At 60.3% G+C, this 15,673-nt stretch carries 16 protein-coding genes; 2 read left to right on the plus strand and 14 right to left on the minus strand.

Going from position 1 to position 15,673, the window contains the following annotated elements; genetic code table 11:
• Positions 1–15: 15 nt before the first annotated feature.
• From pcaC to pcaR, 11 genes are all read right to left on the minus strand, one after another.
• Positions 16–408, minus strand: a complete 393-nt coding sequence (gene pcaC, locus KGB07_RS13250; protein WP_046041451.1) for a 4-carboxymuconolactone decarboxylase — start codon at positions 406–408, stop codon at positions 16–18.
• A gap of 10 nt (positions 409–418) precedes the next feature.
• Positions 419–1,210, minus strand: coding sequence for a 3-oxoadipate enol-lactonase (gene pcaD, locus KGB07_RS13255; protein WP_223465585.1), 792 nt, complete (start codon positions 1,208–1,210; stop codon positions 419–421).
• Between the two features lie 12 nt (positions 1,211–1,222).
• Positions 1,223–2,587, minus strand: a complete 1,365-nt coding sequence (locus KGB07_RS13260; RefSeq protein WP_223465587.1) for a 3-carboxy-cis,cis-muconate cycloisomerase — start codon at positions 2,585–2,587, stop codon at positions 1,223–1,225.
• Between the two features lie 45 nt (positions 2,588–2,632).
• Entirely contained in the window at positions 2,633–3,937 is a 1,305-nt protein-coding gene (locus tag KGB07_RS13265; protein WP_046041446.1) for an MFS family transporter, read from the minus strand.
• Between the two features lie 240 nt (positions 3,938–4,177).
• Positions 4,178–4,744 (minus strand): protocatechuate 3,4-dioxygenase subunit alpha, encoded by a 567-nt coding sequence (pcaG, locus tag KGB07_RS13270; RefSeq protein ID WP_046041444.1) that lies wholly within the window; start codon positions 4,742–4,744, stop codon positions 4,178–4,180.
• A gap of 1 nt (position 4,745) precedes the next feature.
• On the minus strand, positions 4,746–5,450 hold the full coding sequence (gene pcaH / locus KGB07_RS13275; protein ID WP_046041442.1) for a protocatechuate 3,4-dioxygenase subunit beta: 705 nt from the start codon (positions 5,448–5,450) through the stop codon (positions 4,746–4,748).
• A 37-nt stretch (positions 5,451–5,487) separates the two neighbouring features.
• Positions 5,488–6,693: a 3-oxoadipyl-CoA thiolase gene (gene pcaF, locus KGB07_RS13280; RefSeq protein WP_191630530.1), complete on the minus strand. Its 1,206-nt coding sequence runs from the start codon at positions 6,691–6,693 to the stop codon at positions 5,488–5,490.
• Positions 6,690–7,469 carry a CoA-transferase subunit beta gene (locus tag KGB07_RS13285; RefSeq protein ID WP_008054172.1) on the minus strand — a complete coding sequence of 260 codons (780 nt, stop codon included), beginning with the start codon at positions 7,467–7,469 and terminating at the stop codon, positions 6,690–6,692. The genes pcaF and KGB07_RS13285 overlap by 4 nt, the downstream gene beginning before the upstream one ends.
• Entirely contained in the window at positions 7,469–8,326 is an 858-nt protein-coding gene (locus KGB07_RS13290) for a CoA transferase subunit A (RefSeq protein ID WP_008054173.1), read from the minus strand. The genes KGB07_RS13285 and KGB07_RS13290 overlap by 1 nt, the downstream gene beginning before the upstream one ends.
• A gap of 264 nt (positions 8,327–8,590) precedes the next feature.
• Positions 8,591–9,937 (minus strand): MFS transporter, encoded by a 1,347-nt coding sequence (locus KGB07_RS13295; protein ID WP_046041439.1) that lies wholly within the window; start codon positions 9,935–9,937, stop codon positions 8,591–8,593.
• A gap of 123 nt (positions 9,938–10,060) precedes the next feature.
• Entirely contained in the window at positions 10,061–10,903 is an 843-nt protein-coding gene (pcaR, locus tag KGB07_RS13300; protein ID WP_008054175.1) for a pca regulon transcriptional regulator PcaR, read from the minus strand.
• A gap of 692 nt (positions 10,904–11,595) precedes the next feature.
• On the opposite strand from pcaR, the gene KGB07_RS13305 reads away from it, so the two are divergent.
• Positions 11,596–11,796, plus strand: coding sequence for a hypothetical protein (locus tag KGB07_RS13305; protein WP_008054177.1), 201 nt, complete (start codon positions 11,596–11,598; stop codon positions 11,794–11,796).
• 376 nt (positions 11,797–12,172) lie between these two features.
• Positions 12,173–13,648 carry an inorganic phosphate transporter gene (locus KGB07_RS13310; protein ID WP_046041436.1) on the plus strand — a complete coding sequence of 492 codons (1,476 nt, stop codon included), beginning with the start codon at positions 12,173–12,175 and terminating at the stop codon, positions 13,646–13,648.
• Between the two features lie 960 nt (positions 13,649–14,608).
• Here KGB07_RS13310 and ccoM read toward each other — a convergent pair.
• The 3 genes from ccoM to KGB07_RS13320 all read right to left on the minus strand — a co-directional run bounded on the left by ccoM (position 14,609) and on the right by KGB07_RS13320 (position 15,465).
• Positions 14,609–14,719 (minus strand): cytochrome c oxidase subunit CcoM, encoded by a 111-nt coding sequence (gene ccoM, locus KGB07_RS29595; protein WP_007976669.1) that lies wholly within the window; start codon positions 14,717–14,719, stop codon positions 14,609–14,611.
• A 143-nt stretch (positions 14,720–14,862) separates the two neighbouring features.
• Positions 14,863–15,024, minus strand: coding sequence for a hypothetical protein (locus tag KGB07_RS13315; RefSeq protein ID WP_008016476.1), 162 nt, complete (start codon positions 15,022–15,024; stop codon positions 14,863–14,865).
• A 99-nt stretch (positions 15,025–15,123) separates the two neighbouring features.
• Positions 15,124–15,465, minus strand: coding sequence for a hypothetical protein (locus KGB07_RS13320; RefSeq protein WP_046043998.1), 342 nt, complete (start codon positions 15,463–15,465; stop codon positions 15,124–15,126).
• Positions 15,466–15,673 lie beyond the last annotated feature (208 nt).

Below are 15,673 nucleotides of genomic sequence, written 5' to 3' on the forward strand. Positions count from 1 at the left end.
TCACCGCTATATAGCTTACTCCCGCGACTCAACCCCCAACTCATCCCACACCGACTCGGCCAGGTGGAACGTCGCATTGGCCGCCGGAATCCCGCAGTAGATTGCGCTCTGCATGATCACTTCCTTGATCTCGCCACGGCTGACGCCGTTGTTGGCGGCGGCGCGCAGGTGCAGTTTGAGTTCGCCCTCGCGGTTCATGCCGATCAGCATGGCGATGGTGATCAGGCTGCGGGTGTGGCGCGGCAGGCCCGGGCGGGTCCAGATGTCACCCCAGGCGTGGCGGGTGATCATCTCCTGGAACTCCGAGTTGAACTCGGTCAGGGTGGTCAGGCTGCGGTCGACGTGGGCGTCGCCGAGGACCGCGCGACGGACTTCCATCCCCGCGTCGTAACGTTGTTTCTCATCCACAGCAATACCCTCAATCAGCCGACAGAAACGCCAGTACCCGCTCGCTGAACGCGCTGCCGGCCTGGACGTTGGACAAATGCGCGGCATAGAACTCGGCGTACTCGGCGCCCGGCACATGTTCCTGAATGAAGTGTCCGCCGCACGGTGGCGTCACCGCGTCTTCGGTGCCAGCGATGACCAGCAGCGGCGCCTTGATCGACGACAATTGATCGCGGAAATCGGCATCGCGCACGGCTGCACAGTTGGCTGCATAGCCCTGTGGGGAAGTGGCCGCGAGCATGTCGGTAATCTGCTTGGCCGCCGCCGGGTTGGCTTCGGAGAAGTCCGGGGTGAACCAGCGGGCAATCGATGCATCGCGCAGGGCAACCATGGCCGCCTGACCATCACGCAGCACCGTTTCGATGCGCGGGTTCCACACTGACGGATCGCCGATTTTCGCTGCGGTATTGCACACGATCAGTTTGTTCAGGCGCTCACCGGCGTTGATACCTAGCCACTGGCCGATCAGCCCGCCCATGGACAATCCGCAGAAATGCGCGCGTTCAATGTGCAACGCGTCCAGGAGCGCCAGCACGTCGTGGCCCAGCTGCTCGATGCTGTACGGGCCCGGCGTCACCAGCGATTGGCCGTGACCACGGGTGTCGAAACGCAGCACGCGAAAATGCTCGGTGAACGCCGGGATCTGCGCGTCCCACATGTGCAGGTCCGTGCCCAGGGAGTTGGACAGCACCAGCACCGGCGCATCGACCGGTCCATCGAGTTGGTAATGCAGTTCGCCCTCGGCGAGTTGTACAAAAGCCACAGCAAGTCTCCTTCAGGCAGTCAATGCAGAATGTTCAGCCACCGCCCGCTCGACCCAGGTTTTGGCCTGACCGAGATAGTGGGCGGGGTCCAGCAGATGTTCGAGTTCAGCCGCCGACAGTTCGGCGGTCACTTGCGGTTCGTCGCCGAGGACCGCGCGCAGGTGACGTTGTTCGGCCACGGCGCGTTTGCAGCATTGTTCCAGCAGATGATGCGCGGTATCGCGCCCAACCCGCTGCGCGAGGACGATGCTCACTGCTTCGGCGAGCACCAGGCCCTGGGTCAAATCGAGATTGCGAGCCATGCGCTCGACATCTACTTCCAGTCCTTTGGCGATCAACAGCGCTTGCTGCAGGCTGCCCGACACCAGGCAGCAAATCTCCGGCAGGGTTTCCCACTCGGCATGCCACAGGCCGAGGCTGCGTTCGTGTTCCTGGGGCATGGCGCTGAACAGCGTCGAGAGCAAACCGGGTACGCGAGTCGCCGCGCCGATCAACACCGCCGCGCCCACCGGATTGCGTTTGTGCGGCATGGTCGAGGAACCGCCCTTGCCCGGCGCCGAGGGTTCGAACACTTCGGCGGCCTCGGTTTGCATCAACAGGCTGATATCGCGCCCAAGCTTGCCGAGGCTGCCGGCGATCAGTCCGAGCGCGGCGCCGAACTCCACCACGCGGTCGCGCTGGGTGTGCCACGGCTGATCGGGCAAGGTCAGTTGCAGCTCTTCGGCCAGCGACCGGGCTATCGGCATGGCCTGGTCGCCTAGGGCCGCAAGGGTTCCGGACGCACCGCCGAATTGCAGCACCAGCAGGCGCGGCTTGAGTTCGGCCAAGCGTTGGCGACTGCGGGTCACCGCCCCCAGCCAGCCGGCGATCTTCATACCGAGGGTGACTGGCGTCGCATGCTGCAGCCAGGTGCGTCCGGCCAATGGCGTGGTCGCGTAGCGCTGGGCCTGGGACGCTAGGGTCTGCCCCAGTTGTGCCAAGTCTCCTTCGATCAGTTCCAGCGCCCGGCGTAGTTGCAGCACCAGGCCGCTGTCCATCACGTCCTGGCTGGTCGCGCCCAGATGCACATAGCGTTCGGCTTCGACATCGGTGGCCGCAATTTGTTTACCCAGCGCCTTGACCAACGGAATCGCCGAATTACCGGCCGTGGCAATCGCCTCGCCCAACGCCGCAAAGTCGTAAAGCCCGGCACGACAAGCCGCTTCAATCGGCGCGACAGCACTCGACGGAATCATCCCGACCCGCGCTTCGGCCCGGGCAAGTGCCGCTTCGAAATCGAGCATGGCCTGGACACGGCCCTGATCGCAGAACACCTCACGCATATCGCGGGCAGTGAAATAGGCATCGAACAATTGATTGCCCGGTCGCTGGTTCATAAACAGTTCCTGAAGGCGCGGGCCTTTGCGACCCGCGCGTGAAGATCAAAGGTCTTGCTGCAGATACTTCGGCTGTTTCGGCAGGCGCAGGCTGAACAGGAATGCCACCGCCATCATCACCGTAACGTACCAGTAGAAGGAGTTTTCCATGCCCACGGCCTTGAGGCTCAAGGCCACATATTCCGCCGAACCACCGAAGATCGCATTCGCCACCGCATACGCCAGGCCGACACCTAGCGCACGCACTTCCGGCGGGAACATTTCGGCTTTTACCAAACCGCTGATCGAGGTGTAGAAACTGACGATCACCAGCGCCAGAGTAATCAACACAAAGGCCAGGAACGGACTGCTGACACTTTTCAGGCTCAACAGGATCGGTACGGTGAACAACGTGCCGAGGGCGCCGAACCAGAGCATCGAGTTACGCCGGCCGATCCTGTCGGCGAGCATGCCGAAAATCGGCTGCATGCACATATAGAGGAACAGCGCGCCGGTCATGATGTAGCTGGCGGTCTTGGCCGGCATGCCGGCGGTGTTCACCAGGTACTTCTGCATGTACGTGGTGAAGGTGTAGAAAATCAGCGAGCCACCAGCGGTGTAACCAAGCACGGTGATGAACGCGGCTTTATGGTCGCGAAACAACGCGCTGATGCTGCCGGCGTCCTTGTTTTCGCGCATTTCCTTGCTGGTGGTTTCTTTCAGCGAACGACGCAGATACAGCGAAACCAGCGCCGCCATGGCACCCACCACGAAGGGTATCCGCCAGCCGTAGGCACGCAGGTCATCTTCGGTGAGGAACTGTTGCAGGATCACCACCAGCGACACCGCGAGCAACTGACCGCCGATCAGGGTCACGTACTGGAACGAGGCGAAGAACCCGCGTTGGCCCTTGAGCGCCACTTCACTCATGTAGGTCGCGGTCGTGCCGTACTCACCGCCCACCGACAAGCCTTGCAGCAAACGGGCGAACAGCAGCAGGATAGGTGCCCAGACCCCGATGCTGTTGTAGGTCGGCAGGCAAGCGATCAGCAGCGAGCCGAAGCACATCATCAGAATCGAGATCAACATCGAATTCTTGCGCCCGTGCTTGTCCGCCAAGCGCCCGAAAATCCAGCCACCAATCGGTCGCATCAGGAACCCGGCGGCAAACACGCCAGCGGTGTTGACCAACTGCACCGTAGGGTTATCGGACGGGAAAAAGGCAGGTGCGAAATAGATCGCACAGAAGGCGTAGACGTAGAAGTCGAACCATTCGACCAGGTTGCCGGACGAGGCACCGACAATAGCGAAGATCCGCTTGTTGCGTTCTTCGCCCGTATAAAGAGCTATAGGAGCTGTGGGTGTTGTCATTGTTTTTTCACTCAATGGGGACAGTGAGAGTCTAGACACACTTTGCAACAATCCCGATCCGCAGATGCAACAGCTGAAGCCAACACAACCTCTTGTGGCGAGGGAGCTTGCTCCCGCTCGGCTGCGAAGCAGTCGTAAAATCGGCCAATGTGGTCTGCCTGATTTACCGTGATAGCCGGGTTTGGGCTCGCTTCGCAAGCCAGCGGGAGCAAGCTCCCTCGCCACAAGTTATGTGTTCACTCAATAATCGAAGAACACCGTCTCGGCATCGGTGCCCTGCAGAATCACGTTCCACTGGTACACGCCCGACGCATCCTGCTTGGCCAGCAGCGTATTGCGACGCTCAGCCGGCACGCATTCCAGCAACGGATCGTTGACGTTCGCCGCCTCGCCATCAAAGTAAATCCGCGTCAGCAGGTGCTTGACCAGGCCACGGGCAAACACCAGCACCACCAGGTGCGGTGCCTGGGTCGTGCCTTTGAGCCCCTCGACCATACCCGGCTTGATGGTGGTGAAACGGAAACGCCCTTCGGCATCCACCGGCACCCGGCCAAAGCCCTCGAAGTTCGGGTCCAGGGGTTTGTCCTGGTCGTCTTCCGGATGGTCGTACTTGCCGGCGGCGTTGGCCTGCCAGACTTCCAGCATCGCGTCGTTGACGATGTCGCCATTGCCGTCGACCACTTGCCCGGTGATCGCCACGCGCTCGCCCAGGGTTTGTTCGACGGTCAGGTTTTCGCGGTTCAGCCAGGTCAGGCCGATGTGGTAATACGGCCCGACGGTGTGGGACGTGGTCGCAGTCAGCGTCATCTTATTTCTCCATCGGCGTGGCGTCGCGGCCGCGCAAAACGATGTCCCAGCGATAACCTAGGGCATAGGAAGGGATGGTTTTTTCCAGATCGAACGCGGCGATCAAGCGCTCTTTGGCGCTGGTATCGGGCACGCAGTTGTAGATCGGGTCGTACGCCAGCAACGGGTCGCCCGGGAAATACATCTGCGTCACCAGGCGCGTCAGGATGCTCGGCCCGAACAGCGAGAAATGGATGTGCGCCGGGCGCCAGGCGTTGTGGTGGTTGCCCCACGGATACGCACCAGGCTTGATGGTCTGGAACTGGTACCAGCCATCGGCGTCGGTCACGGTGCGGCCGGTGCCGGTGAAATTCGGGTCCAGCGGTGCGTCGTGCAGGTCGCGGACATGGGCGTAGCGACCGGCGGCGTTGGCCTGCCAGATCTCCACCAGAATCCCGGGTACTGGCAGACCGTTTTCGTCCAGAACGCGGCCGTGGATGATGATGCGTTCACCCTGAGGTTCCGCGTCATGCTGGGCAGTCAGGTCATTGTCCTTCTCATTGACGCGCTCGGCGCCAATGGTAGGACCGGTAATTTCCGACAACGAATGGGGCAGGAACACCAACGGTTTCGACGGCGAGCGCAGGTTGGTTGATTGGTAGGTCGGATGTAGGTACGGCGGTTGAGTGCCTTCCTGCGGACGACGGTAACCAGGCTTGTCAGTCATGAAACATTCCTCAGTTCTTATAAGTCTTCAGAGCGCGTCAGACGCGCTCGATCGCCAAAGCCAGACCTTGGCCGACACCGACGCACATGGTCGCCAGACCTTTCTTGCCACCGGTTTTTTCCAGCTGATGCAACGCGGTCAACACCAGTCGCGCGCCGCTCATGCCCAACGGGTGACCCAAGGCAATCGCGCCACCGTTCGGGTTGACCTGGGCCGCGTCGTCCGCGATCCCCAGTTCACGCAGCACCGCCAAGCCCTGGCTGGCGAAGGCTTCGTTGAGTTCGATCACGTCAAACTCACTGACCGCCACACCGAGGCGCTCGATCAGTTTACGCACCGCTGGCACCGGGCCGATGCCCATCACTCGCGGGGCAACACCGGCGCTGGCCATGCCCAGTACTTTGGCGCGGGCAGTCAGGCCGTGTTTCTTCACCGCTTCGGCCGAAGCCAGGATCAACGCGGCAGCACCGTCGTTCACACCCGAGGCATTGCCGGCGGTGACAGTCTTGTCGGGGCCGTTGACCGGTTTCAGTTTGGTCAGGGCTTCCAGCGTGGTGTCGGCGCGAGGATGCTCGTCCTGGCTGACCACGGTTTCACCTTTCTTGTGGGTGATGCGCACTTCAACGATTTCTTCGGCGAAGAACCCGGCGGCTTGCGCGGCGGCCGTGCGTTGTTGACTGCGCAGGGCGAACGCGTCCTGATCGGCGCGGGACACCTTGTAATCGTCGGCCACGTTGTCAGCGGTCTGCGGCATCGCGTCCACGCCGTACTGGGCCTTCATCAACGGGTTGATGAAGCGCCAGCCGATGGTGGTGTCTTCGAGCTTCATGTTGCGCGAAAACGCTGCATCGGCCTTGCCCATCACGAACGGTGCGCGGGACATCGACTCGACGCCACCGGCGATCGCCAGCTCCATCTCGCCGCTGGCGATGGCGCGGAACGCGGTGCCGATGGCATCCATGCCCGAAGCGCAGAGGCGGTTGAGGGTCACGCCGGGAATGGTTTCCGGCAGGCCGGCCAGCAACAGCGCCATACGCGCGACGTTGCGGTTGTCTTCACCGGCCTGGTTGGCGCAGCCGAGGAACACCTCGTCCACGGCGTTCCAGTCCACCGACGGGTTGCGCTCCATCAAGGCCTTGATTGGCACGGCAGCCAGGTCGTCGGCACGCACCGTCGACAGGCCACCGCCGAAACGGCCGATGGGGGTACGAATCGCGTCGCAGATATAAACGTCACGCATCACGCTTCTCCGGGGGCTTGGCCGTGTGCGGCGGCGGTACGAGCTTCGAGGTCGCGCAGCGCGGTCAGCTCGACTTCAGTCGGCTCGGCGGTTTGCTCGACATGGTCGGCAAAGCGAATCGCCCAACCGGTGGCCGCAACCACTTGCTCGCGGGTCACGCCCGGGTGCAGTGCGGTGACCACGAATTCGTGGGTGCCCTCTTCCGGCTCCATGATGCACAGGTCGGTGATGATCCCCACCGGACCGGCGCCTGGCAGGCCGAGACGCTTGCGCGAATCACCGCCCTCGCCGTGGCCGACCGAGGTAATGAAGTCGAGTTTGTCGACAAAGGAGCGCGACGACTGCTTGAGGATGATCAACACACTCTTGGCGGAACCGGCAATCTCCGGCGCGCCACCTGCACCCGGCAGACGGACTTTCGGCGCGTGGTAATCACCCACGACAGTGGTGTTGATGTTGCCGAAACGGTCGACCTGCGCCGCGCCGAGGAAGCCGACGTCAATGCGCCCGCCCTGCAGCCAGTAGCGGAAAATCTCGCCGGTAGGAACTACGGTGTCGGCGGTTTCCGCCAGTTCACCGTCACCGATCGACAGTGGCAGTACGCTTGGCTTGGCACCGATCGGACCCGATTCGTAGATCAGGACGACATCAGGCGAGGAAGTCAGGCGCGCCAGGTTGGCTGCTTTCGACGGCAGGCCGATACCGACGAAGCACACCGAACCGTTCTTCAGACGGCGAGCGGCGGCGACGGTCATCATTTCATTGGTGGTGTAAGTCATTACTTCGCCTCCGAAGCGGCGGCCAGTTTGGCCTGGAACTCGCTGAAGTCAGCGCTGCCGTGGATGTATTCGTTGATCCACGCGGTGAAGGTTTCACGGTCGCGGGCAATCGGGTCCCAGGCCTGGTAGAAGCGGTTGTCGCGCTCGTTGTAACCATGGGCGTAGGACGGATGCGCACCGCCAGGTACATGGCAAACCGCGCTCAAGGCCCAGGTTGGCAATACACAGGAGTTCATCGGTGCATTGAGGTCGTCGACGATTTCCTCAACGGTGACGATGCAGCGCTTGGCGGCCAGGGCGGCTTCTTTCTGCACGCCAAGGATGCCCCAGAGCAGCACGTTGCCCTTGCGGTCGGCTTTCTGCGCGTGAATCACGGTAATGTCCGGGCGCACCGAAGGCACGGCGGCCAACACTTCGCCGGTGAACGGGCAAGTGACGGATTTGATCAGCGGATTGACCTTCGGCAGGTCGGAACCGGCGTAGGCACGCAGTACCGCGAACGGCAGGCCGGAAGCGCCGGCGACGTAGGCATTGGCCAGGTCGGCGTGGCTGTGTTCTTCGATTTCCAGCGCGTGGGGCCACTGCTTCTCTACGGCGTCACGCAGACGGTGCAGCGAACCTACGCCAGGGTTACCACCCCAGGAGAAAATCAGCTTGCGGGCACAACCGGCACCGATCAACTGGTCGTAGATCAAGTCAGGGGTCATTCGCACCAGGGTCAGGTCTTTCTTGCCCTGGCGAATGATTTCGTGACCCGCCGCCGTCGGGATCAGGTGGGTAAAGCCTTCGAGCGCGACCGTATCGCCGTCGTTTACGAATTGCTTCACCGCGTCGTGCAGCGAAAGGATTTCAGCCATTGGGGCAGGCTCCCGTTTATTGTTAACCGACAGTGGAAGAAGGCGCCGATGCGCAGCGCCGGAATGACTGAAGATTAAGCCCGTGCAAAACGCCAAACAATCCGATAATCGACTAAGCGTTCGATTATCGAACATATTGTTGCTTGGCTACCGATCCCCAAAAGCTTCGCGAGCAGGCTCGCTCCCACAGAGGAATGCGATCACCTGTGGGAGCGAGCCTGCTCGCGAAGAGGTCTGCACACTCAATGAAGAATCGGACAGGCCTCAGGTCGCATCCGCATGACTGACCATGCCCTTGATCACCACCGCCGTCGTTGCCAGCGCCGCCGGAATCACCAGCGCCGTCAGCACTTGCTCGAAGTTCCAGCCCAGCCCCAGCAGCGTTGCGCCCATCCACGCACCGAGGATGGCACCGAAGCGGCCGATGCCGAGCATCCACGACACGCCGGTGGCCCGCCCTTGAGTCGGATAGAACCGCGCCGCCAGTGACGGCATTGCCGATTGCGCACCGTTGACACACATCCCGGCCACCAGCACCAGGGTCGCCAGGATTGTGATGTTGCCCAGGCTCTGCCCTACCGCGTAGGCAAACACCCCGGCCAACAGGTAGAAAGTGCCGATGACCTTGTGCGGATTGAACCGGTCCATTGCCCAGCCCACGCCCACCGCACTCAGCACGCCACCAAACTGGAACAGCGCGCCGATGAAGGCAGCCTGCTCCATGCTCGCGCCACTGTCACGCATCAGGGTCGGCAGCCAGCTGGTCAGCAGGTAAACGATCACCAGGCCCATGAAGTAGGTCAGCCACAACAGCAAGGTGCCGGTGCTGTAGGTGCCAGAGAAGATCACTGCAAACACATTGCGCGCCTTCACGGTTTTCTGTTCCGGCACGCTGAAACTGGACGCCTGGGCCACCACCGTCGGGTCGATCGGCGCCAGTGCCTTGCGCACTTTGTCCGTACCGCGGTTGCGCACCACCAGGTAACGCGCCGACTCCGGCAGCCAGAGCAGCAAAACGACGGCGAGGATCAGCGGCAGAACCCCGCCGATCAGCAGCAGGCTGTGCCAGCCAAAGGCCGGAATGAGTTTGGCCGAGATGAATCCACCGCCGGCCATGCCGAGGTTGAAACCGCAGAACATGCTGGTCACCAGCAGGGATTTCTTGCGCTCCGGTGTGTACTCCGACAGCAGGGTCGTGGCGTTCGGCATGCCGGCACCCAGACCCAGGCCGGTCAGGAAGCGCAACACCAGCAATTGATCGACATTGCTGCTGTAGGCCGAGGCCAGGCTGAAGGCGCCGAACAACAGCACCGCACCGACCAGCACGACTTTTCGCCCGAAGCGGTCAGCCAACGGGCCCGATCCCAGAGCGCCGAAGACCATGCCGATCAACGCCGCACTCATCACCGGGCCGAGACTGGCGCGGTCGATACCCCAGTCCTGGGACAGGGCCGGAGCGATGAATCCCATGGCCGCGGTGTCGAGGCCATCGAGGAAGACAATCAGGAAACACAGGATCACCACGCGCCACTGGTAGCGCGAAATGGGTTGGGCATTGATGAAGGACTGCACGTCGAGGCAGTTTCCTACAGCAGACTGAGGCTGGTTCATTATTTTTATTCCACGGATCGCAGTCGAACGGTGTCAGCAGATGCTGACGAAGCCGCGACAGTAATGATCCGGAGGAAACAGCGTCAATTCGATAAACACATCTCTGTGCGTTTATCGAACAGCTTAGGCAAACAACTGCGCGCTGAGGTCGCGGCTGGCGCTCAACAAACCGGGCAGGAAACGCTGTTCCAGTTCATTGCGGCTGACCCGCCCCGCATGGGTGCTGACATTGAGGGCCGCAACCACCTGCCCGGAAGCGTCGTACACCGGGACGGCAATCGAACGCAGCCCTTGCTCGAGTTCCTGGTCGACGATGCACCAGCCTTGCAGTCGTACTTCTTGCAGGCATTCGAGCAACGCCTCGGGGGTGTGGATCGTGCGGCTGGTCTTGGCTTGCAATTCGGCGTGGTCGAGGTATTCGCCAAGCGAGGTGTCGTCCAGCGCGGCCAGCAGGATCCGCCCCATCGACGTGCAGTAGGCCGGCAAGCGCCCGCCCACCGACAGGTCCACCGAAATCAGGCGCTGGGTGGTCGCGGAGCGGGCGATGTACAGAATGTCATCACCCTCCAGCGTGGCCATGTTGCAGGCCTCGTGCAGTTGCTCGCTCATGCGGTCCAGGTACGGCTGGGCGGAAACCGCCAGCGGCGTCGATGACACATAGGCATGGCCGAGGGTCAGCACTTTGGGCAGCAGCGAATAGGTGCGGCCGTCGGTGGTGGCGTAGCCGAGTTTGATCAGGGTGTGCAGGCAACGGCGCACGGCGGCGCGGGGAATTTCCGTGCGGTGGCTGATCTGGGCGATGGTCAGGTGCCGTTTGCGCTCCTGGAACGCTTGCACCACGGCCAGGCCACGGGCCAGGGACGTCATGAAATCCGGGTCGCCGGTCAGTGCCTGGATCCGTTTGGCTGGTGAGGCAACGATGGGAGGAGCCACTGAAGCGAAGGAATTACGCATTTGATCGTTCATACAAGGTCCTTTTACCCATTCGGATCAGCGACTATTACAAAGGGCTGGCGCCTGGCGCTCAAGCCCGACCCGTCAACTCCGTGCGATTATCGAACGCTCGACCGATAATCGCAATCCACCATATGAATAACCGGATCCGCCGACGCCCGTTTTTTTCGCCGACTCACGACCCCATGTTTACGCCGACTCGACACAGGACTTAATGGGGCAATCCAATTACCGCAACTTGCCTGACTTAATGGCATCAGAAAGACATCGCAGCGATCTGCTATCAGTCGACGCTCCACTTAATCGTAAAGTTGCGAGCAACAAAACGGTCACACACCAAGAACAACTTTTAACTCTTTGGAGATAGTGTTCTTCGAATCGGCCGCTATAATACAATTCAGTAGCGCTTCGGTTTTTTACTTGCCGAACCCGTTGCCCGGCAATGTGATGTTCCATCGCCGTTGCCCGTTGCAAGCGCCAGATCCGAATTGCACAGCCTTGTCGATGCGCTTGCCGAAACAGGAAACTGAAGCTACGTCAGCTGTTTATCTCTGGTGCCGTGGCCGCCTGTGACATGGAAGTATTGATCACGTTGTTGCCAAAAACGATGCCTTGACGGGCATTGCCCATTCGACAAACGTGATCAAACGATTTGATGCAGCGCGTTTTCACCAGAATTTATCCCAACTCAATCAGGTAGCACTGTGACGAAAGACGAACTGCGCGCGGAACTAGAGCGCCAGGAACAACGTTACAAGGAAGTTTACGGCGGAGAAGTCACCACTTACGCCGCTCAACCCGAACCGGAACGCAAACCCTGGCGTAAACGCGCCACCGTTCAGGATCAGGTTTTCCAGCAGGAAATTCAAAAAATGGAAAAGGAACTCAAAGCCGAAGAGCCATGACTGCTTCGGCCTGATCCTTATAAGGGCCTGCCTCTGCACCCGTTAAAAGCGGGATGTATTGATGCTGCCTTTCGCGCCCGCTACGAGCGGGCAGCGGCCATCACCGTCGTCGAATCCGGTAGATTTCCGGTATCTGACCTATTTCTCAGATTTTTCTCACAACTGTTCAAGCCCCTCTTACCGGGCCGTGAAGGTTTTGTGACAGTATATTTTTTCAATTAAATCAATGACTTAAAAAACGCAGCAAAACCGTGGGTTTTCAGGTGCGGCGGCAAAAAAATTCGTTGAAGAATGTTACCGATGAGCAGCTAGTGCATTGATTAGCAGTCTTTTCTGGCATAATCGCGCCCCCTTATGACCGGGTCAGAAAACCTTCATGATCGATTTATTCAGCGGACTGAATGCTTGGGTGCTTGTAAGCCTCTTGCTCGCCCTGGCCTTTGTCCTCGCCTTCGAGTTCATCAATGGCTTTCATGACACCGCTAACGCGGTGGCGACCGTTATCTACACCAAAGCCATGCCGCCTCATCTGGCGGTGTTCTTCTCCGGTGTGTTCAACTTCCTCGGCGTGCTGCTGGGCGGGGTCGGCGTGGCGTATGCCATCGTCCACCTGCTGCCGGTAGAACTGCTGATCAATGTGAACACCGGTCACGGACTGGCCATGGTGTTCTCGTTGCTCGCCGCCGCCATTACCTGGAACCTGGGCACCTGGTACTTCGGTATTCCCGCGTCCAGTTCCCACACGTTGATCGGTTCGATCCTCGGTGTCGGCCTGGCCAACGCCCTGATCAACGATATTCCGCTGGCTGACGGTGTGAACTGGCAGAAAGCGATCGATATCGGCGCCTCGCTGGTGTTCTCGCCAATGGCCGGTTTCCTGATCGCAGCGCTGATCCTGATCGGTCTTAAATGGTGGCGTCCGCTGTCGAAGATGCACAAGACGCCGGAACAGCGCCGCAAGATCGACGACAAGAAACACCCGCCGTTCTGGAATCGCCTGGTACTGGTGATCTCGGCCATGGCCGTGAGTTTCGTGCACGGTTCCAACGATGGCCAGAAAGGTATCGGCCTGATCATGCTGGTCCTGATCGGTATCGTGCCAGCGCAGTTCGTCCTCGACCTGAACAGCACGACCTATCAGATCGAGCGGACTCGCGACGCCACGCTGCACCTGAGCCAGTTCTACCAGCGTAATGCTGAAACCCTGGGCGAGTTCCTGGCCCTGGGCAAGAGCGTGGAAGGCGATCTGCCGGAGAAGTTCCGTTGCAACCCGCAACAGACCGAACCGACCATCACCGCCCTGCTCGGCACCCTCAAGGGTGTAGCCGACTACCACTCGCTGCCGTCGGAAAGCCGCATCGAAGTACGTCGTTACCTGCTCTGCCTGGACGACACGGCGAAGAAAGTCAGCAAGTTGCCGACTCTCGGGGCCCGTGAAAAGGCTGACCTGGACAAGCTGCGCAAGGACCTGACCACCACCACCGAATACGCTCCGTTCTGGGTGATCCTGGCGGTTGCACTGGCCCTGGGCCTGGGCACCATGGTCGGCTGGAAACGCGTGGTACTGACCATTGGCGAGAAGATCGGCAAGCAAGGCATGACCTACTCCCAAGGCATGTCCGCGCAGATCACCACCGCCAGCCTGATCGGCATGGCGAACATCTTCAGCCTGCCGGTTTCCACCACCCACGTGCTGTCCTCGGGTGTGGCGGGCACCATGGTCGCCAACAAGAGCGGCCTGCAAAGCGGCACCGTCAGAACCATCCTGCTGGCCTGGGTATTGACCCTGCCAGCCACCGTGGCCCTGTCGGCCGGGTTGTTCTGGCTGGCCTCGAAGGCCCTTGGCAGCTGATACACCGCCAAACAAGAAAAGGCGCGCTCCGCAAGGAACGCGCCTTTTTTATTGGTGCGCCAGGCATGGCGCGTTGCGCGTAAGCGCAACCAGCTTGGCTGTGGTGGCCACGCTGGTGACTTGGAGGTGAAAGTCCTCTACACACCCGGCAAGGGGAAGTGTTAGCCAGAGGCAAGGGTGTCGCGGGTGACTGCGAATCCGAAGGAAGCCCGAGGCAAAATGCTGGCCTGACGAACAGGAAGCGGATAGAGGCGGCGCAGCGGGGTAAGAAGGCCAATATCTTCAAAGCCCGATACTTGCACGGAACGCTGCGACGTAGATCCGACAGGCATAAGCAGGAAGGTCGCGCGAATTACCCTGGGAGATCTGTTTAGCCTGCCATGTGCTACCGGCGTCGCGAGATGACGGGATGGGTGACAGAAGTCAGCAGAGGCCGTAGTAGTTGCTCGAAACCGGAGTAATGAAGGGCTGAACCTGCCATGAGTGGATAGTCGGGTGTGATCTCTGTTGGAGCGTAAAGCAGAAACTCCGCGTAGCGGAGGTCAAGACCATTAGGAGGTAGGAGCCGGAAGCTCCGAGGGCCGGTCTGGGCGCTTAGATACCGCAGGCGACACATCAACGGAACCAAGCTCGCTGACGTTGTTTGTCAGTAGGCAGGAACCGCCGTATACGGAACCGTACGTACGGTGGTGTGAGAGGACGGCGGGGGCAACCCCGCCTCCTACTCGATCCAGCTACTTCCAAACACAACAAATCAAATGTGGGCGAGCTTGCTCGCGATAGCGGCCTTACAGCCAATATAGATGCTGAATGTTATGGCCTCATCGTCGGAACGCCGCCCGGAGCAAGCTAGCTCCCACAGGGTTTGCGTGTATCGATAGAGTTTTACAGGCAAAAAAAAGGGCAACCGAAGTTGCCCAAAATGCCTTGCGTGCTCATTGCATCCAGAAAGAACTACGGTTATTTCCGCTTGTGCGAATCCTTCCAGATAAAAAGTCCGAACCCTGCGAAAAATACAAACATGAGGCTGACAGTCAGCACTCCGGCGATCACCACGTTGTCGAAAAACATGACGCGTCTCCTGTACCTGCCCTGTTGCGATAGAGCTAAGTTAACCAAACGGGCAGGAGAGAATATTGACCGGGATCAATGTCGCCCGAGACTGGGCAAGAGGAAGGGAGAAGTTTGACCCGCATCAATGAGTGCGAGGGATTTCAGCGCTTTTTCGGTTTGTTCTTCGGCTTTTTTTTGGCCTTGCCCAACGGCATGGCCTGCTCGAACGCCTGGCGAACTTCATTGAGCCGCTTGTCATTGAGGTCATGAACACGCTTGGCGCGTTCAGCATTGAGGTCAATCAGTTTGTCGTCTTGGCTCATGGCGGTCAGTGCATCGCTTGAAATGAGTTTAAGCCGCCGTAGCGTTCGGCAACCCTGCGCCAATAATGCGGCCTGACGGCCGTGCTGACCAGCCTGCGCTCAAATCTCGATATCGACCCACAGCCCCTGCCGCGGCTGATCTTCCATCAGTGGCGCCACCGGCACGGTGTTGTCGGCATTGAGTTCATCACCGGGAATCGCCAGGTGAGCCTCGGGGTCATCGTCAGCCTCGCGACGCCGCCGCTCCTGCTCCTGCCTGCGGCGCTGCTCCTCGCGCAGCACCAGCCCGTCCTCTTCAGGATTGCGCTTTTGCAGGTCGATGGTGCTTTCACTGGAGCTTTCCTGCACCGGCACCACCGGAGGAATATCCGGACGCTGACGGATCGGGTCGGTCTGTGAAGTGATCGGCACGGCACTCAAGGGGAGCATCGGTGGCAGCATGGTTTTCAGTCTCCTGTCAGCAGGCTGTCGGCTGCGGGGATGGCGACTTGAGCCATCGGTCGCAAACTGTGACTCATTTGGCACTCATTAGTGCGATGAGCGGCGCGTCATGCACAGGTGGGCTAACGTATGACTGTGAGTTTTTCTGAGAGTCCTTTGGCCCTGAAGCCCTCATTCCGTTAAGATAGCCCGCTTTTTCAGGTGGGAG

Origin of the sequence: Pseudomonas sp. GL-RE-26, from assembly GCF_019956275.1 — a bacterium.
Classification (GTDB): domain Bacteria; phylum Pseudomonadota; class Gammaproteobacteria; order Pseudomonadales; family Pseudomonadaceae; genus Aquipseudomonas; species Aquipseudomonas grandcourensis.